Origin of the sequence: Alcaligenes sp. SDU_A2 (genome assembly GCF_038237375.1) — a bacterium.
In the GTDB taxonomy this organism is placed as follows: domain Bacteria; phylum Pseudomonadota; class Gammaproteobacteria; order Burkholderiales; family Burkholderiaceae_B; genus Alcaligenes.
In genome coordinates, this window is record NZ_CP151273.1 from 550,298 (window position 1) to 568,827 (window position 18,530).

Here is an 18,530-nt window from a genome sequence, read left to right on the forward strand (position 1 = left end):
AGAGCCGATGTTCGCCAATTGCCAATTGGGGGGCATGGACATTGCCTTCCCGGATATCTGCAAGACGCCGCCGGCCCTGGTGCCTATTCCCTATCCGAATTTTGCGACCGGCTTCATGGGTATTCCCAATGCCTGGAATATCCTCTTGCAGGGTGGGCCGGCGCATAATCTGTTGACCACTATCCCGTTGAGCAATGGCGACAATCCGGGCCTGGCACTGGGCTTGATCTCCCAGACGGTGATGTCGCGTTCGCGTTCTATTACCTGCGTGCCGAATGTGCTTTGGAAAGGGATTCCGGCCACGCGCCTGACCAGCCTGAGCATGCAGAACTCCGTCAATACGGTCGGTATGCGCGTGGTGCCCAGCCAGTTCAAGGTGGTGTTGTTGGGCGGTGGCGGTGCGGGCGGTGGCGGCGGCAGGGCCGGCAAGGCCGCCGCTGGCAGTGGGCCGGATGCGGCGCGCAAGGCGGCGGCGCGCGAGGCCAAACGGGCCCAGCTCAAGCGCAATAAACGGCGTGGCGCGCAGCGTGAACGCGAGGTCGAGTCCGAGTTAAAGCAGGAAGGCCACGAGGTGATGGGCACCCAGGTGTCCGCAAAAACTCCACTGACCCGCCGTGTCATCGATATACTGATCAAAGACAAGAACACGGGCAACATCCGGGCGGTCGAAGTCAAAAGCGGTGGGGCGCGTCGCTCCGCCACCCAATTGGCCAAGGACAAGGCCATGGCCCGCGACGGCGCGCAACTGATCGGCAAGAATGCGCCCCGGCAACCGCTTCCCAAGGACATACGTATACCTACGGAGGTACGACATTGAATACGCACTCTGATTCCGTTAAGTACGACGCTGTGGACTGGCATGTGGGCGGCGAGTATCCCGCTGATCTGGGACCGCAGGGTGGGCGTACGCACATCGGCATGTATCTGGCCTGGTTGGTGGAGCGTCGTTTGTTGTCGGACGCTTTCGTCGGCCGTTTCCCCAACCAGGTGCGCCAATGCCGCGATCGCATGATGAAAGGTTCGCAATTGCTGCAGGAGTGTTGCGACGATGTGCTGGTCAGCGAGGACATGTCTGACGTGGGCAAGGCGTTCAGCGATTTTTACTACGACGATTTTTATCTGGACGATTATGTGGATACGCTGGACGACGAGGCTTTGCCGTCCATCTACCATGTGCAGGACGACTGGGCTACGTTCAAAATATTGCGCCCCGTGTTGGAAGAGCGCTACGCCCGCTGGCGCGAGGACCAGGGCCTGGATGAGTAATTCGTATTTTGGCTGAATGCGGGTCGAGACGGCGCTGCCACAAGGCAGCGCTTTTTTATTGCGCTCATTTGCTTCAAAAAGAGCGTAATTACATCTATTTTGCAAAATAAGTAACTAAAAACTTTCGTCAAAGAGCTGTCATTTTCTATTTCTAGACTAGGTTTCGTGATTGGTTTTCCGAGACAGGCGACATGCTCGATGCAACGCAGGACCGATGGCAACCGACCTGGTCCTTAGATACCGGCCAATTGGCCTATGGCGAAAATCTGGAGTACGAACCGGATTTTCTGGCGCTGATGCAGGCCTTGCAGGTTCAAGGCGAACAACAGTTTGGTCAGACCATCATTCCGGCGCAGGTGCCGGACTGGGCGCGTATTACCCGGCTGGCGCAAGACTTGCTGGACCGCTCGGCCGATATACGGCTGCTGGTGGTGTTGGCGCAGGCGCGCTTGCAGACCGGCGGTTTGCCCGCGTTGGCGCAGATTGGCGCTTGGCTGGCCTTGGCTTTGGAGCAGGGGTGGGAACAGATCCATCCTCAGTTGCGCGATGATGGGGAATTTGACCCTTTGCCGCGTGTTAATGCCTTGGCGGGTCTGTCGGCGTCCGATGGACTGGGCCGCCTGATGCGCGAAGCGCCTGTCGTTAGCCTGGGCCACAGACAGTTGAACCTGCGCGAAGTGGGGCAGGTGCTCGATGGCAGTCAGCGCGACACCAGCCTGCCGGGTCGGGAGCATTTGGTGGAAGAACTGCGCCGGGCGTTTGCCGCCGGTGCCACGTCAGTGGCGGCGCTGTATCGCTTGCAGCAGATACGCCAGTCTCTGGAATCGGTCGTGCATCAGCACCTGGATGCGGAATGGTCGGTGCGTCTGGACGGAGCCTGGGAGACGGTGCAGGCCGTGTGCGCCGTGTTGGATCAGGCCAGCGGGCAGGCTGGGACGCTAGCCCCGTCTGTTCAGGATGGTGTTGACGGCCAGGCGGCGCTGCCCGGTGGAACGCGTCCTGTGTTGGAGCTGGCCGATTGGCAGAGTCTGCATATCGCCTCTCGCGAACAGGTCATGCTGGTGCTGGACAAAGTGGTTGCCTATTTCGAGCAGCACGAACCCAGCCACCCCGCCCCTTTGCTGCTGCGTCGCGCCCAGCAATTGGTTCCTATGGGCTTTCATGAATTGATCCAGGACCTGGCACCCAGCGCCTGGGATCAGATTCAGGTCTTTATGCCCCGTCCGCCGTCGGCGGATCTTGCCTCTTAATCCAATGAATCAAACGGAGAAGACCTGATGTCTGCGAAATCCAATACTGGCAGCGGCCAGAAGTTTCTGGGCCGCAACCGCGCCCCGCGTGTGCAGATCGAATATGACGTAGAGCTGTATGGTGCCGAGCACCGTGTGCAGCTGCCTTTTGTAATGGGTGTGCTGGCCGATCTGGCTGGACACAACACGGACAGCCAGCCGGAGCTGGGCGAGCGCAAGTTTCTGGAAATCGATGTCGACAATTTTGACGATCGCATGAAATCGATTGCGCCCCGCTTGAACCTGCAAGTTCCCAATAGCCTGAGCGGCCAGGGCGTGCTGGGCGTGGAAGTGGCGTTTGACTCTATGGACAGTTTTTCGCCGGCGCAGTTGGCTCGCCAGATCGAACCGCTGGCCCATTTATTACAAGCACGCACTCAGTTGGCCAATTTGCTGACCTATATGGATGGCAAAAGCGGGGCGGAGGAACTGCTGTCCCGTTTGCTGCAACAACCCGAGCTGCTGCGTGCGTTGGCTGGCCGCCCACCGCAGGCCTTGCCCACGAGCGAACCACAGTCCGGTCAGGACAACGAAGCACAACAATAAGGAATACCGCGATGACATCCACTCAGATATTGACCGCGACCGACGAGGACACCCGGCTGGACCAGCTTTCGGTACTGCTCCAGCAGCAGTTTCGCCCCAAGACCGAGCAGGCCCAGCAGGCGGTGGAATATGCCGTGGCGACCTTGGCCGAACAGGCGCTGGAGCAGTCGGTCACGTTGAGCGACGATGCCTATCAGACGATTCAGGCCGTCATCGCGCAGATCGACCGAAAGATGACCGAGCAGATCAACCACATCCTGCATCACCCGGAGTTTCAGCGCCTGGAAGGAGCCTGGCGGGGCCTGCATCATTTGGTCAGCAATACGGAGACCGACGAATTGTTGCGTATCCGGGTCATGCCGGCGTCCAAGAAGGAGCTGGCGCGTAATCTGAAGCGCTACAAAGGCGTGGCGTGGGATCAAAGTCCTTTGTTCAAGAAAGTGTATGAACAGGAATACGGACAGTTCGGTGGCGAACCTTTCGGCTGCCTGGTGGGCGATTACCACTTTGACCATAGTCCGCCCGATGTGGAAATGCTGGGCGAGCTGGCGCGCATTGGCGCGGCCGCGCACAGCCCTTTTATCGCCGGTGCCGCGCCTTCGGTCATGCAGATGGAGTCTTGGCAGGAGCTGGCCAATCCGCGCGATCTGACCAAGATTTTTTCCAATACTGAATACGCGGCCTGGCAAAGCCTGCGCGAATCGGATGATGCGCGGTATTTGGGGTTGGCCATGCCGCGTTTTCTGGCGCGCTTGCCTTATGGCGCGCGTACCAATCCGGTCGATGAGTTTGACTTCGAGGAAGACACCGACGGGGCCAACCACGACCGTTATACCTGGGCCAACTCAGCCTACGCGATGGCAGTCAATATCAATCGCTCCTTCAAGCACTTTGGCTGGTGCACGGCGATTCGCGGCGTGGAGTCGGGCGGGGCTGTCGAGAACCTGCCTTGCCATACCTTTCCCACCGACGATGGTGGGGTGGATATCAAGTGTCCGACCGAAATCGCCATCAGCGATAGGCGCGAGGCCGAACTGGCCAAGAATGGCTTTATGCCGCTGGTGCATCGGAAAAATTCGGACTTTGCTGCATTTATCGGGGCGCAGTCTTTGCAAAAACCACAGGAATACTACGACGCCGACGCCACGGCCAATGCCCGTTTGGCGGCGCGCCTGCCGTATTTGTTTGCCTGCTGCCGTTTCGCGCACTACCTGAAGTGCATTGTGCGCGACAAGATCGGCTCGTTTCGTGAGCGCGACGATATGGAGCGGTGGCTCAATGGCTGGATCATGAATTATGTGGATGGCGATCCGACCAACTCGTCCCAGGAAACCAAAGCCCGCAAACCGTTGGCGGCGGCCGAAGTGGCCGTGCAGGAGGTGCCGGACAACCCGGGCTATTACGCCGCCAAATTCTTTTTGCGGCCGCATTATCAATTGGAAGGACTGACCGTGTCCTTGCGTCTGGTGTCCCGCCTGCCCTCGCTCAAGGGTGAGCAGAGCTGATTTGTATCCGGGCCAGCGACTGGCCTTATTTGACCTTCAAGGAGAAAAGCGTGGCTGTTGATATGTTCATGAAAATCGAGGGTGCCAGTGGTGAATCCAAGGATTCCAACCATAAGGATTGGACCGATATTCTGTCGTTTTCGTGGGGGGCTTCCCAGCCCGGCAGCATGAGCGCCGGGGGCGGCGGCGGCCAGGGCAAGGCAAATTTTAATGATTTGCATGTGCTGGCCCGCATCGATAAGGCTGCGCCGGCGGTAATGAAACATTGCGCCAGCGGCAAGCACCTGGGCAAGGTGGAGCTGTCGGTGTGCAAGGCCGGGGGCGAACAGGTGGAATATTCCAAAATTACCTTGGAAGATGTGCTGGTGACCTCGGTGCAACTGAATGCCGAGCGCGAGGTGGAAAGCGTGCTGGTCAACTATTCTTTCCAGGCTGCGCGCGTCAAGCAGCAGTACTGGGAGCAATCCGATCGGGGCACCAAGGGCGCGGAAACGCTCGTGGCCTGGGACATCAAGCAGAACAAAGAGGCCTGAGCCGAGCAGGCGACAGGAGCAGGAAGGCCATGAATCGTTTCCGTCCTTCCGGCGGCCGCAACGCCGCGCCTGCGCGCGGCCAGGCGGACCGCCTGCAACCCTGCCTGCTGGACAGGTTGACCGACGAGCGGCCCGGCCATGTGTCGGAGCCGCCGCAACCGATGAGCCAGCGGCAGATGCGTCAGGCGGTCCTGCGCGATCTGGGGTATTTGCTTAATACGCCTAATCAGGGCAGCACGGTGCTGATGCAAGCGCTGACCCATGTGCGCCGGTCGTGTCTGAATTATGGCTTGAGCCCATTGGCCGGCAAGACCATGAGCGAGGTGCAATGGCTGGATGTGGAGCAGGCCTTGCGCACGGCCATCTTGCATTTTGAGCCGCGTATCTTGCCCGATACCTTGCACGTGCATTGTCTGGATCAGGGCGAACAGCGCGATTTGCACAATGTGCTTAGCTTGCGCATTCAGGGCCATATCTGGTGCGAACCGTACCCGCAGGAGTTTTTGCTGCGCACGCGCATCGATCTGGAAAGTGGTCACCTAGACCTGGAAGAGAGTTACGCATCGGCATGAATCCCGAGTTGCTGCAGTATTACAACCGCGAACTGGCTTACCTGCGCGAGCTGGGTGCCGAGTTTGCGCAGGCCTACCCTAAAGTGGCCGCCCGTCTGGGCTTGCAGGATACGGCGGTGGCCGATCCTTATGTGGAGCGATTGTTGGAAGGCTTTAGCTTTCTGACCGCACGCATCCAGATGAAGATGGACGCGGAGTTTCCCCGGCTAAGTCACCAGTTGCTTGATGCCATCCAGCCCTCTTGGCTGATGCCCACGCCCAGCATGGGCCTGGTGCAGTTTCATCCCAGCATGAGCGAGGGGTCGCTGGCCAAGGGTTTTACCCTGGAGCGTCATACGGCGCTGCGCTCGCGTATTCCGGCAGGTGAACAGACGGCCTGTGAGTTTTCCACCTGCCATGCCGTGACGCTGTGGCCCATGCAATTGTCCGATGCGCGCTTGACTGATGTGCCGGGCAACGTGCCGTTGGCGGCCTTGGGCAGCCGGCAGGCATTGTCGGCCCGCTCGACCCTGACGCTGGACTTTCAGGTGCAGGGTGGCTTGACCCTGGAGGAGCTGGCGGTCGATGAGCTGAGTCTGCATCTGGGCGGCCCCGAGTCCGACAGCAGCGTCTTGCTGGACGCCTTGTTGCGGCAGACCCTGGGTGTGTTTGTGCAGATGGGCCAGGAGCCGGCGCAGTTGCTTGGTACGGCCCAATGCCTGACGCATGACGGGCTGCAGGACGAGCAGTCGATCTTGCCGGTGGCGGCTCAGGAGTTTTCGGGACATCGTTTGTTGCGGGAGTATTTTTCCTTGCCGGGCCGTTTTTCTTTTGTGCGACTGCGCGGCGTGCAGGCGGCGATTGCCCGCAGCCGTGCGCTGGGCGGCAAGAGCCGGCGCTGGTCTGTGCATATTGTGTTCGGGCAGGCCTGGCCCGATCTGGCGGCGCGGGTCGGGCCGGGCCATGTGCGTCTGTACTGCACCCCGGCCGTCAATCTGTTTCGTCGGCGCAGCGAACGCATGGCGTTGCGCGCGCAGGCTACCGACCATCATGTGGTTATGGACCGTACCCGGCCTATGGACTTCGAGGTGTGTTTGCTGGAGCAAGTGCGCGGACATGGTCACCAGGGGGTGGATGATGTCGTGTTCCGGCCCTTGTATGCGACCACGGCGCAGGATGCCGGCAATTTTGGGCGCTATTACACGGTGCGTCGCGAGTCGCGCGTGGCGTCGGACAGTCAGAAGCGATGGGGCGGGCGCAGTAGCTATGCGGGCAGCGAGTTGTATCTGTCTCTGGTCGATCAGCGTGAACGACCTGATTGGTTTGGCATGCAACAGATCAGCGTGACGGCTTGGTGCAGCAACCGCGACCTGCCCTTGCTGTTGCCCCGTTCGTCTCAATCGGACTTCAGCCTGCGCGTGTCTGCGCCAGTCGCGGCGGTGACCTTGCTGGATGCGCCGACCCGTCCGCGTTCCATGTCGGCGGGCGGGCGGCAGGCCTGGGAATTGATTTCCCAACTGAGCCTGGCCCAGCTTGGCGTGGCGCAGACCGATCCGCTGGAAGCCGCAGGGCGTTGGCGCGCTTTGCTGGCCGCGCATGTAGACCCGGCCGATGCCGGAGCGTTGCGCCAGATTGCGGCCATTGTCTCCGTTCAGGCCCGTCCGGTGCAACGGGCCATGCCGGGGCCAGGGCCGTTGGTGATGGGCAGGGGCGTGCACTTCGAGGTCACCCTGGATCAAAGCGGTTTTCCGGGTGGGCGCTCGTTCGCGCTGGCTGCCGTGCTGAGCCGTTATCTGACCCGTCATGTCAGCATGAATAGTTTTGTGTCTACGCAGTTCCGCTCGCAGGCGGGCGTGGATCTGGGGGCCTGGGCCCCCAGTGCCGGTACCCGGCCTGTCGTATGAACAGGCCTTCGGAGCCGACCTTAAGGTCGCAGGCATTGTTGCAGGAGCTGGGACGGCTGATCGAGCAGTGGCCTTTTGGGCACGACTTGTTTCGTGTGCTGCGCGCGGTCGATGCCTTGCAGGCGCAATGTGGCCGGCCCAGGCTGGGCACGGCCCCTACGCCACGCCAGGAATACATACGGGTCGGCCAGCCGCCGGCTCTGGCGTTTGCGGCCTCCAGCGTGCAGGGCGCGCAGTGGCAGGACGAGGTATTGCATTTGCAGGTGCAGGGGTTTGGCCTGTGGGGGCCCAATGGCCCTTTGCCGCTGCACATGACCGAGTATTTTTTTCAGCGTAGCCGCAACTTTAATGACCATGCGGGCGTTGCTTTCCTGGACCAGTTTCATCATCGCCTGTTTCTGTTGTTTTTCCGGGCTTGGTCCCAGGCGCAGGCGGTGTGTGATCTGGAGCACGATCAAGATGGTTTTACCCGCTGGCTGGCCAGTCTGGCGGGCACAGGGCCAGTAGGGCAACAGGCCTCCTTGCCTGCGCATGCCGTGTGTTTTCAGGCACCGGTTATGGTTGCGCAGGCGAAAAGCGCACACGCTTTGCAGACTTTGTTGTCCAGTCATTTTCAATTGCCGGTGACTATTCAGGAAAACGTCCCGGTTTGGGTGACGCTGGATGAGCAGGTGCAGGCCAGCCTGGGCGGGGTCTGCGGGCGTCTGGGTCAGGATACGGTGTTAGGGGCGCGGGTATTGGATGTACAGCAGACCATCCGCATCCGTATCGGCCCTCTGGGCCGCGAGGACTATGAGCATTTTTTGCCTGGGCGGACAGGCTGGTGGCAGTTGCGCTCGTGGCTGGCCTTGTATTTGGGCATGGAGTGGTCGGTGCAGTTGCAACTGGTATTACGAGCCTGCGACCAGCCGGGGTTGCAGCTTGGAGCTGGACTGGGTTTAGGTTTGCAGACTTGGGTGGGGGCGGGAGGGCGGCAAGACAAGGCGGATCTGTGCCTGTTTTTGGACAGCCGCCCCTGCCAACCGCCCCTGCCCCCCGATTAACGCAGTCGTGGATCGGCCAGTGGATCGTATTCCGTGTCGCTGCAGGGCAGGGTGCTGGTCCATTCCGGTGTCTGACCGAGTTCGGCCTGCCACGGCGTGCTGGCGCTTGGCAGTACTGGTGTGGAGGCGGTGGACGGACGGTCAAAAGGGTGGTGGTCGGCCGGGGCGGATACGGCCCCTCCCACAGGCACCAGGCCGGGGACATGCAGGTCGGCAAACGGATCGGCTGCGATGTCGGGCGTTGCTTTGTCTTGTGCAGGCTCAGCGGCTGGGCCGATGGCGACGACGTAGTGGGTATGGCCCAGCGCCAGCCGGTCCCCTGTGTGCAGGGTTTGGATTTGACGCAGCGGCAGTTCGGTGCCGTTGACCTGGACATGGCCCGAGGCGCACGCGCGCTCGATCGTCAAGCCGTCATCCTGACGGCGCAGGTAAGCCTGCAACGGTGCGCTTTGCTCACCTGCGGGCAGTGGTAGATCGGCTAGCGGCCAGGACCCGCAGACCAGGCCGGGCGCACGGATGGCAATGGCTGTTCCCGCATCGGCGTGCAGGTGCCAGTCGGGTGCTTGCGGGGTGTTCATGGTTGCTCCTTTTGCAGACCTGCGTAGACCGGTCCCCAGGTGGGATGGCCTTGTTCGGCCTGGGCCAAGGCGAAGTCGGGGTCGACGGCCATCGCTTGTTTGAAGCGGTCTTCGCACAGAAAAACATGGTCGCGCACGCAGAAGCTGAAAGCTTGCAGTTTCAGGGCCTCGCTGTACTGAGACGGCGCGGCGGCGGGCAATGTGCTGGAGCGGGCGACCTGCCGGATGACGGCACCGTAATCGCCGTCGTGAAAGTGCGTGCGGATTTGCTCCAGTTCGGCTTGGGCAGCAGGGCTGAAGACGGCCACGGGCTTGTGCGCGGGCTGGGCGCAGGCGGCCAGCGACAGAAGCAGGGCGGAACGAGTCAGGCAAGCAGTCAAACGCATGGTGAGAATCGGAAAAGTTGAACCTGTCAGCAAGACTAGGAAAGGAAAAAGACAGGCCGATGACACGATGCGATGGCGTCTGTAAGAGTTGTTGCCCAAGGGTAACCGCCGAAACACAGCGTGTCCTTAACAAAGCTGTCGCATTCGTGGTTTTAGATGGGGCGCAGTGTTATTGAAGGAGAACGTGTGATTGCCAGTCGATTTCTGCGCCTGCCTGCCTTGTTGATGTTAGGGCTGCTGGCATCTTGCGCATCGACCTCCAGTCGTGTGGCAGTGCCTTACGACATGGTCTTGACGGCCGATGAGCAACTGAACCCCGACGCCACAGGGCGGCCTTCTCCGATACAGGTGCTGGTGTTCGAGCTGCGCTCGGGCAGCGCATTCGAGGCCACGGACTTTTTTGCTTTGCAGTCGGACCCTCAAGGAGCGTTGCAGGGCGATGTGCTCAATGTGGAGCAGATTGTGTTGCGTCCTGGCCAGACCCATCGTTTGCGTCGCCCCGGCGACTTGCAGGCGGGCGCTGTCGGCGTGGTGGCGGGGTATAGGCAGCTCGATGCCAGTGTCTGGCGCGTGCTCTTGCCGTTGCCCGAATCGCGCACCACCAATATCTACAAGTTCTGGCAGGCCTCGCCTGATGCTGTTCAGGTTCGTCTGCAACTACGCAAGAACGCCATTCATGTCCTTGATTAAGGGCTAAGGCATTGGCAGGGAGCTGGTTATTTCAATGGATAAAGTGATCTGGACCGAAGGGCTGTTTTTGCGTCCGCAGCATTTTCAGCAGTTGGAGCGTTACCTGGAGCAGTATGCGCAGGCCGGACGCAGGGCGACCCAGCCTTTTTTCTGGGGGTTCGAGACGTTGGTCTTGGATGAGCAGGCGCTGGGCATGGGCAGCGTGGCCCTGCGCGAAGCCCGTGGCCTGTTTCCCGACGGCACTCCGTTTGACTGCGGGCCGGGTACCGCGCAGGCTCTGGGCTGGACTGCGCCGCAGGTGGTGCGCCCTGAACGGATCATGCTGGTGTTACCGCGCTGCCTGCCTGGGCGGGTGGATATTCAGTTTGGTGAATCAGGCGCGCGGCGCGCGCGTTATGCCGTGATCGAGCAGGAGCTGCACGATAGCTGCGGCCTGGTGCCAGAGCCGTGTCAGTCCCAGTTGGGGCGGTTGCAGCCGTGTCTGTTGCCCGAGTCCGAGGTGTACGAGGACAGTGTTGCGATTGCGGTGGCCCGTGTTTTGGAGCGGCGGCAGGATCGTTCGCTGGTGCTGGACCCGGATTTCATCGCGCCTGTGCTATCCGTGCAGGCCCATGCGCGTCTGCACGCCTTGAGCGCCGATGTGCAGGCTTTGCTGCAAGCCCGTGGCCAGGCGCTGGCCGAACGCCTGGGGCCGGGCGGGCGGGGCCAGGGCGATGTGGCCGACATGCTGATGCTTGAACTGGTCAATCGTTTTAGAAGCGCGTTGTGGGCGTTGGAGCAGCGCGTGCATGTCCACCCCTGCGAGCTGTATCAACAGTGGATGCAGTTGCATGGCGCGTTGGCGACGTACACCCAGCCCTCGCGCCAGCCGCAGGTCTGGCCGCCGTACCGGCACGATGATCTGGCCGAGTCTTTTCTACCTTTAGTGGTGGAGTTGCGCCGTGCGCTATCGGTCGTGCTGGAGCAGCAGGCCGTGTCAATTGCTCTGGAGGACAAGGGCCAGGGAGTGCGGCTGGCCCAGATCGCCGACCGTGCCTTGTTGCGCCAGGCCGGTTTTGTGCTGGCTGTGCAGGCCGATCTGCCGGCACAGACGGTGCGTCAGCATTTTGCCGCCCAGGCCAAGCTGGGACCGGTGGAGCGCATCCGTGATCTGGTGCATTTGCAACTGCCTGGGATCGGTTTGCAGCCTTTGTCGGTTGCGCCACGCGCGTTGCCGTATCACGCCGGGTTTACGTATTTCGAGCTGGAAAAAGGCGGTGAGCTGTGGCGGCAGATGGAGCAGAACGGCGCATTGGCCTTGCATCTGGCGGGTGACTTTCCCGGTTTGCAGCTTGAGTTCTGGGCGATTCGCCACTGATCCGGAGTACAGGGATGAATCAGACAATGTCCTGGTCGGGCGAACCGAGCAGAAAAGAACGTGCCGATGCGCCGCGTTTCCAGCCCCAAGGCTCCAACCCCTTGCTGCAGGCGGCCAACCCGTTGCTGGTCATGGTGTCCGACATACGGCGCAGCGCACGCCATGCCGATCCGGCCGGTCTGCGCGCCAAGCTGGTGGCCGAGATCCGTCAGTTCGAGCTGCGCGCCCAGGCGGTGCCGGTGGCTAACGAAACCATACTGGCGGCCCGTTACTGCCTGTGCACCACGCTGGATGAGGCGGCGGCCTTGACACCCTGGGGGCAGGCAGGCGTGTGGTCGTCGCATACATTGCTGGTGACTTTTCATAACGAGACATGGGGGGGCGAGAAGTTCTTTCAGTTATTGGACAAACTGATGCAGAACCCGGCTTCACACCTGCCTTTGCTGGAGCTGATGTATTTTTGTCTGGCCCTGGGTTTTCAAGGGCGTTATCGGGTACATGAGCATGGGGCGGGCCAATTGGAAACAGTACGCCAGCGCTTGTACATGACGTTGCGCCAGCATGGGCCGGCCGTGCCGGCCGCCCTGTCGCCCCAATGGCGCGACAACCCGGCCCAGAAGGCGGGCCGCCCTTTGCCGGTGCCGGTCTGGGTGGCGGCGTGCCTGGCTTTGTTCGTGTGTTTGTTGATGTATCTGGGCATCAGCCTGGTGCTGAACCGGCAGTCTGATCGGGTGTTTGACGATGTGGTGGCGCTGCGCTTGCCGGCTTTGCAAACCCAGGGCACGGCGCTCGAACCCAGTGTCGCGCCGCCTGCGCCGCTGGCCTTGGCCGAACTGCTGGCTCCCGAGGTAGCGGAAGGCTTGTTGGCGGTGCGGGACGAGGCGGACCGCAGCATTATTACGTTGCATGGGGACGGCTTGTTCGATTCGGGGGCCGATCAGGTCAGCGCACCCTTGCTGCCAGTGATTGCCCGTATTGCCGATGCGGTGGAGGCTGCATCGGGCTTGGTGCTGGTCGATGGCTATACCGACAATGTGCCCATACGCAGCGTGCGTTTTCCGTCTAATTATCATCTGTCGCAGGCGCGTGCCGATTCGGTCAAGCAGGTATTGCAGCGACGTTTGAGTCAGCCCGAGCGCGTGCGCGCACAAGGTCGGGCCGATGCCGCGCCGGTGGCCGACAATGGCACGGCGCAGGGACGCGCGCAGAATCGACGTGTGGAGATCACCATCGTGCCTTTGGGCAAGGAGGCCGGACGATGATGCGTCTGCTCAATATCGTGTTCAATCGCTCCGTGTGGACTTTTTTGGGTGTCCTTGTTCTGTTGGTATTGATCTGGCTGCTCGGTCCGCTGCTGGCGATCGGTCAGACCCGTCCGCTGGAGTCGGAATGGGCGCGCTGGGCCTTGATGGCGACGGTGCTGGCGTTCTGGCTGCTGCGCCTGCTCTGGCGCAGCTGGCGCGAAGGGCGGCTCAATGCGCAGTTGCTGGGCCAGTTGGGGCGCTCGTCTCAGAAACCGTCCGCTGCGGGCAGCGCCGCCCCGGCGCATCCTTTGCAGAGCCAGTTCGATGAGGCCATCGAACTGCTCAAACGGATTCGTTTTGGTTCGCACATGGGCGGGCGGTTGCGGTCCTTGCTGTCGCGCCAGTATGTGTATCAACTGCCTTGGTATGTATTTATTGGTGCGCCGGGTGCCGGTAAAACGACGGCTTTGATCAATTCCGGCTTGCAGTTTCCCTTGTCTGAGCGCTATGGCAAGACGTCGCTGCGCGGGGTAGGCGGCACACGCAATTGCGACTGGTGGTTTACCGACGAGGCGGTGCTGCTGGATACGGCGGGGCGCTACACCACGCACGAAAGCGATCCGGTGGGCGATGAACAGGAGTGGCGCGGTTTTCTGGGTTTGCTCAAGCGGTACCGCCGCCGGCAGCCCATCAATGGCACTTTGTTGACCATTAGCGTGCCGGACTTATTGGCCAGTTCGCCCGAGCAGCGCCACGATCATGCGCAGGTGCTGCGCCAGCGTCTGGCCGAATTGCGCGAACGTCTGGGCATCCAGTTTCCGATCTATGTGCTGGTGACCAAGATGGACCTGCTGCATGGTTTTCAGGAGTATTTTGAACGCTGTGATCGCCAGGAGCTCGAGCAGGTCTGGGGCTTTACCTTGCCCTACGAGACATCGCGTCAGGCCGGGTTTTCTTTGTCAGAAACATATGGGCGGGAATACGAGGCGCTGCGTCAGCGACTGGAGCAAGGTTTGCCGGCCGTGATGGCCGAGCAGCCGGACGAGGCGTTACGGGCCGAGGCCTATTTGTTGCCCCAGCAGTTTGCCCGGTTGGGGCCTGTGCTGGAGGAGTTTCTGGAACAGGTTTTTAGCCAGTCTCGGTTCGAGGCTCCGCTGCTGCTGCGCGGCGTGTATTTTACCAGCGGGCGTCAGGGCGGGACGCGGCTGGATCAGGTGCGTGATCCGCTGCGCGAGTATCTGGAGGTGGATGGGCAGGCCGATCAGAGCCAGCCGGCGATGGGGCAGGGCAAGAGTTATTTCCTGACGCAATTGCTCAAGGAGCTGATTTTTCAGGAGGCGGGTGTGGCGGGGCGCGACGAGCGCTGGGAGCGCCGCATGCGATTGCGTCATTTTCTGGTGTACGGGCTGGCGGCTGTGGCGGTACTGGCGCTGGGCTTGGCCTGGGGACGTAGTTTCTGGCTGAATCGGGCCTATGTGGAGCAGGTGCAGGCACGCGTGCCGCAGGCCCAGCAACAGGCGGATCAAACGCAGGTCATGGACACCACGCCTGTGGCCGGCTTGCAGCCGTTGCTGGATATGCTGCTGCTCTTGCCGCACAGTCAGCAGTTTGCTTTGGAGGCTCCTGGCCTGGAGCGGCGCATGGGCTTGTATCAGGGCGAAAAACTGAAGGCGGCGGCCGACACGGTGTATCAGCGGGCGCTGGAAAAATTGCTGGCCCCGTTGCTGGCGCGCCGTATCGAGACTGTGCTGCGCAGCGATCAGGCCCAGGATCTGGAGTATGGCTACGAAGCATTGCGCGCTTATTTGATGCTGTACGACACCCGGCGTTATGACGCAGGGCATTTGCAGACCTGGCTGTTGGGCAGCTTGAAGCAGGATCTGCCTGCCGGGTTCAGCCAGGCGCAGTACGACCGCCTGGAAGGACATGTGCGCGCCGTGACCCAGGGTGGCTTGCTGCTTAACCCCTTCCCCCGCAACGAGGCCTTGATCGAGCAAAGCCGTCAGAGGCTGGCCCGTATCAGTCTGGAACAACGCACCTACAGTCGCATGCGCCGTATGCTGGCTGCCACGCCGGGTTTGCGTGCCATGTCGGTGGCAGGGATGGCAGGGCCTTATGCCGCTTCGGTATTTACGCGCCAGAGCGGCAAGCCGCTGACCGATGGGGTGGATGGCCTGTATACCTACGAAGGTTACTGGACGGTCGTGGAACCACGCATCGATAGCGAATTGCAGCAGATGCGCGCCGATGACCGCTGGATATTGGGCCTGGACACCGGAGCGGATCAATCTGAAGCGGCCCGCCGCGCGGCCAGCCAGGAACTGCGTCGACTGTATTTGCTGGATTACGTGCGCAACTGGGACGAGTATCTGGCGGATCTGCGTCTGGTTCAGGGCGCTAGTCTGTTGGAAAACATACAACTGGCCCGTACCTTGTCGATGGCCGATTCGCCGCTCAAGCAGTTGGTGCAGCAAGTGGCCTTGCAGACCCGCTTGCTGCGGGACGATGCCGCGCAGGGGGCCTCTTTGGGTACCCAGGCCAAGCTGCGGCTGGACGATACCCGTCAGGCGCTCGAACAGATGTTCGGCCCGGTCGGACTGGAAGGTGGACGTCGCACTGAGCCCCAGGCCCGGCAGGTGGAGGCCATTGTCGACCAGCACTTTGAGCCGTATCACCGTCTTGCGTCCAGCAGCGGCACGGCCCCGGCACCCATCGATGGCACGTTGGAGCTGCTTGATGAGTTCTATGCCTTTCTGACCTCGTCCGATGCCGCGCTGCGCAGTGCCGGCACGCCGCCTCAATCGAATGTGCTGACCAAGCTACAGGCAGAAGCAGGCCGATTGCCCGACCCATTGCGCGATGCGCTGGATCGTTTTTCGGTGGGGGCGTCGGCTGAAATCGCCTCGCGAACCCAGGAAAGTCTGGGGCAACTGGTCAATGCCACGATCGGTCAGTTCTGCCGTCATGCCATTGCGGGTCGCTATCCCCTTGCCGGACAGTCCAGTCAGGATGTCGCGCCCAATGATTTTGCCCGGTTGTTTGCGCCCGGCGGGCTGATGGATGCGTTCTTTCAGGAACATTTGATGCATCGCGTCGATATGTCGGGTGCGCGCTGGCGTTTCAAGCCTGGCATAGACGGACAGGCGGCCGCCGATTTCCGATATCTGGATGCGTTCCAGCGGGCCGCCGTGATTCGGGATGTGTTTTTTCCGGCCGGTAGCGCCCAGCCGCGTATCGATCTGGCGGTGACGCCGGTGCAGATGGACGCGGGACTGTCCCAGGTGTTGCTGGACGTGGACGGACAGGTGCTGCGCTATGCGCATGGCCCGCAGGTCGCCTCGGGGGTGCAGTGGCCCGGTCCGCGCGGCGGGCGTCAGGTCAGTTTGGAGGCCCAGCCGCAGTCCGAAGGGTCGGGCATGCGGGCCACAGGGGCGTGGGCCTTGTTGCGCTTGCTGGATCAGGCACAGTCTGTGGCCGGTGCATCGGCCGGTGCGCAGCGTTTGTCCTTTTCGTTGGGTGGTCGCCATTTTGTGGTGGACGTGGTGGCCAATAGCTCCAAAAGTCCGTGGCGTCTGGCAGAGCTGCGTGGCTTTTCCTGCCCGGGGAGTCGTTAAGGTGGATAGAGAACAGGATGGACAGAGTCCGGTGTTGATGTGGTACGGAAAAATTCCTTCCATGGGGGATTTTGTGCGGCGACGCATGCCCGAACAGATTCTGCTGCCGTGGGAGCGTTGGTTCAGCAGCGGCATCAGTCAGGCTCGCGTGGCAGGCCGGCAAGGCAGCTTGCCCGGTACGGGCGCGGCGCTACCCCAGGCAGTCTGGGGTTTCGTATTGCCCCAGCCGCAGGGCGGCGCACAGGCGGGAGCGGTGGTGCCCAGTCAGGACCGGGTTGGGCGGGACTATATGGTCTGCGCCTTGGTGACGATAGACCCGGAGCAGTGCCATACATTGCGTTTGCCTGTATTGGCCGGCATGGTCGAGCAATTGGGCCTGTCGCTGGTGCAGGGGCTGCGGTTTTGCTGGGCGGCCACGCAACTGGACCAGACCTTGTGTCGCTGTGTGCCGCCCAGCGGCCTGTTTGAGCCGCATGCGACGGTGGTGCGCCACGATGCTGGTCGCGACATTCTGGATGTGCTGTACGGCACACAGGGCGCTCAGGAGCCTGCGCAGGATATCTGGTCGGTATTGCAGCCATGCCTGGAGCCGGGGTCGCACCGCAGTTATTGGTGGCGTCTGGGCATGAACCATCCGTCCTGGGCCAGCGTGACGCACAGTGCCGACCTGACGCCGGCGTTGTTCCGGCGTCTTTTTGCGTCGGCCTCGGATGTGCGCCCTTTTCAACGATGACGAGAGTTTTCATGACACGCAGTTCTTCTTTGGGCACGACAGATCGGCCATTGAGTCAGGTCTTGGATTCCTTGCTGCACGAGCAGCGGCAGGCTGTGCTGGCCCAGGTGGCGGCTCATCTGCGCTATGTACACGATCAGCAGCAGTGGTACGGGGCGCTGGGCCTGGATACGGTGGTGCTGACCGATGCGGGGCAGGTCAGGCTTTTGCCGCCCGAGCAGTGCGAGCACAAACGCAGTCTGGCGCAATCGTTGCAGCAGGGCAGACCGTTTGACGAGCCATGTGCCGCGCCCGAGCAATATGTGCAAGACCCCTTGCGTCCGCCCGGTCCGTGGAGCGATGTCTATGCCTATGCGGCGCTGAGCTGGCATTTATTGACGGGCAGGCCTGTGCCGGCCGCGCCGTGGCGGCAGTTGTCCGACCCCATCGCTTGGGATGAGGAGGCGGACGGGAGTATGCAAGCCATGTTGCGGGGATTGTCTTTGGACCCGACGCAGCGGCCTCAGTCTATGTCTGCTTATGCCAAGTTGCAGGCTTTGGGAGAGCGGCGCGAACAGGCATTTGCCGATACGAAAGATGAGCCTTTGCCGGTATTGGCGGCCGCGCGTCGTCCTGCACCACTTTGGTTGGCTGGAGTAATGGTGTTGGTGGTGGCCGGCTTGGGAGCGGCTTATCTATTTGGAACGGGCGGTACGTCTGCGTCGCCACCGTCTGTTCCGGTGCAATCAAGTCGGTCGGGGGCGACCGAACCGGCCGCCGTGGGGGTGTCCGGGCCGCAAAGCGGTGCGCCAGCACGACCCGAGGTCGCTGCGCCTACGTTACCAGAACCGGTGCGGAAGGCGGAAGCGGACGTCGTGCCTGGCCAGAGCTCGCCTGTTGATGCGGGCAAGGTCCTTGCTGCGCAACCGCCTGTAGCCCGGCCGTCGCCGGCGCTTGAGTCAGTCGGCGGTGCTGCGCCTGAACAGGGGGGTGTTGTGAACGTGTCGCCGCCCTTGCCGCTGCGCGAGCAGGCAGCTTCGCCTGCCGGGCAGGTAGAACAGTTGGAGCCGGTGGCGGCCAAGCCTGCGCCGCCGCCCGCCAAAGGGACGGTGGTCTTGGATGTGCGCCCTTGGGGCGAAGTCTATGTCAATGGACGCAAGCACGGTGTCAGCCCCCCGCTGAAGTCCTTGTCTTTGGCTCCGGGTTCGCACCGTATCGTCATCAAGAACGCCGAACTGCCCGAATACAGTACGACGGTACAAGTACGCTCGGGCCGCACGGCGAGCGTCAGTTACCAGTTTCGTTAAGGCAG

17 protein-coding genes are annotated in these 18,530 nt (G+C 61.8%); 15 read left to right on the forward strand and 2 right to left on the reverse strand.

Annotation, left to right across the window (positions count from 1 at the left end):
- Nucleotides 1-7 precede the first annotated feature (7 nt).
- From AADW57_RS02540 to tssG, 9 genes are all read left to right on the forward strand, one after another.
- Nucleotides 8-817 (forward strand): PAAR-like domain-containing protein, encoded by an 810-nt coding sequence (locus AADW57_RS02540; protein WP_341668488.1) that lies wholly within the window; start codon nt 8-10, stop codon nt 815-817.
- Nucleotides 814-1,266: a DUF7832 domain-containing protein gene (locus AADW57_RS02545; RefSeq protein WP_341668489.1), complete on the forward strand. Its 453-nt coding sequence runs from the start codon at nt 814-816 to the stop codon at nt 1,264-1,266. Before AADW57_RS02540 ends, AADW57_RS02545 begins: the two co-directional genes overlap by 4 nt.
- A gap of 191 nt (nt 1,267-1,457) precedes the next feature.
- Nucleotides 1,458-2,516, forward strand: coding sequence for a type VI secretion system protein TssA (tssA, locus tag AADW57_RS02550; protein ID WP_341668490.1), 1,059 nt, complete (start codon nt 1,458-1,460; stop codon nt 2,514-2,516).
- Nucleotides 2,517-2,543: 27 nt separating this feature from the next.
- A complete protein-coding gene (gene tssB, locus AADW57_RS02555; protein ID WP_341668491.1) occupies nt 2,544-3,101 on the forward strand; it encodes a type VI secretion system contractile sheath small subunit in 558 nt (185 codons plus the stop codon).
- An 11-nt stretch (nt 3,102-3,112) separates the two neighbouring features.
- Nucleotides 3,113-4,606 carry a type VI secretion system contractile sheath large subunit gene (gene tssC, locus AADW57_RS02560; protein WP_341668492.1) on the forward strand — a complete coding sequence of 498 codons (1,494 nt, stop codon included), beginning with the start codon at nt 3,113-3,115 and terminating at the stop codon, nt 4,604-4,606.
- Nucleotides 4,607-4,656: 50 nt separating this feature from the next.
- Nucleotides 4,657-5,139 (forward strand): Hcp family type VI secretion system effector, encoded by a 483-nt coding sequence (locus tag AADW57_RS02565; protein WP_341668493.1) that lies wholly within the window; start codon nt 4,657-4,659, stop codon nt 5,137-5,139.
- A gap of 29 nt (nt 5,140-5,168) precedes the next feature.
- On the forward strand, nt 5,169-5,711 hold the full coding sequence (gene tssE / locus AADW57_RS02570) for a type VI secretion system baseplate subunit TssE (protein WP_341668494.1): 543 nt from the start codon (nt 5,169-5,171) through the stop codon (nt 5,709-5,711).
- Nucleotides 5,708-7,594, forward strand: coding sequence for a type VI secretion system baseplate subunit TssF (gene tssF, locus AADW57_RS02575; RefSeq protein WP_341668495.1), 1,887 nt, complete (start codon nt 5,708-5,710; stop codon nt 7,592-7,594). The genes tssE and tssF overlap by 4 nt, the downstream gene beginning before the upstream one ends.
- Nucleotides 7,591-8,637 carry a type VI secretion system baseplate subunit TssG gene (gene tssG, locus AADW57_RS02580; RefSeq protein WP_341668496.1) on the forward strand — a complete coding sequence of 349 codons (1,047 nt, stop codon included), beginning with the start codon at nt 7,591-7,593 and terminating at the stop codon, nt 8,635-8,637. The genes tssF and tssG overlap by 4 nt, the downstream gene beginning before the upstream one ends.
- Here tssG and AADW57_RS02585 read toward each other — a convergent pair.
- The gene (locus tag AADW57_RS02585) at nt 8,634-9,215 is read right to left on the reverse strand and encodes an FHA domain-containing protein (RefSeq protein ID WP_341668497.1); all 582 of its coding nucleotides are present in this window, start codon (nt 9,213-9,215) and stop codon (nt 8,634-8,636) included. The two genes, tssG and AADW57_RS02585, sit on opposite strands and share 4 nt — an antisense overlap.
- Nucleotides 9,212-9,601, reverse strand: a complete 390-nt coding sequence (locus tag AADW57_RS02590) for a TssQ family T6SS-associated lipoprotein (protein ID WP_341668498.1) — start codon at nt 9,599-9,601, stop codon at nt 9,212-9,214. The genes AADW57_RS02585 and AADW57_RS02590 overlap by 4 nt, the downstream gene beginning before the upstream one ends.
- 186 nt (nt 9,602-9,787) lie before the next feature.
- Here AADW57_RS02590 and tssJ point away from each other — a divergent pair, with 186 nt between their 5' ends.
- From tssJ to AADW57_RS02620, 6 genes are read left to right on the forward strand one after another with little or no spacing between them, the layout of a single operon-like run.
- Complete coding sequence (tssJ, locus tag AADW57_RS02595; protein WP_341668499.1) at nt 9,788-10,291, forward strand: type VI secretion system lipoprotein TssJ; 504 nt, start codon at nt 9,788-9,790, stop codon at nt 10,289-10,291.
- A 34-nt stretch (nt 10,292-10,325) separates the two neighbouring features.
- Nucleotides 10,326-11,648: a type VI secretion system baseplate subunit TssK gene (tssK, locus tag AADW57_RS02600; RefSeq protein ID WP_341668500.1), complete on the forward strand. Its 1,323-nt coding sequence runs from the start codon at nt 10,326-10,328 to the stop codon at nt 11,646-11,648.
- A 14-nt stretch (nt 11,649-11,662) separates the two neighbouring features.
- On the forward strand, nt 11,663-12,910 hold the full coding sequence (locus AADW57_RS02605; protein WP_341668501.1) for a DotU family type VI secretion system protein: 1,248 nt from the start codon (nt 11,663-11,665) through the stop codon (nt 12,908-12,910).
- Complete coding sequence (tssM, locus tag AADW57_RS02610; protein ID WP_341668502.1) at nt 12,907-16,506, forward strand: type VI secretion system membrane subunit TssM; 3,600 nt, start codon at nt 12,907-12,909, stop codon at nt 16,504-16,506. The genes AADW57_RS02605 and tssM overlap by 4 nt, the downstream gene beginning before the upstream one ends.
- A 1-nt stretch (nt 16,507) precedes the next feature.
- Nucleotides 16,508-17,239, forward strand: a complete 732-nt coding sequence (tagF, locus tag AADW57_RS02615; RefSeq protein ID WP_341668503.1) for a type VI secretion system-associated protein TagF — start codon at nt 16,508-16,510, stop codon at nt 17,237-17,239.
- 11 nt (nt 17,240-17,250) lie between these two features.
- Nucleotides 17,251-18,525: a PEGA domain-containing protein gene (locus AADW57_RS02620; protein WP_341668504.1), complete on the forward strand. Its 1,275-nt coding sequence runs from the start codon at nt 17,251-17,253 to the stop codon at nt 18,523-18,525.
- Nucleotides 18,526-18,530: the final 5 nt, after the last annotated feature.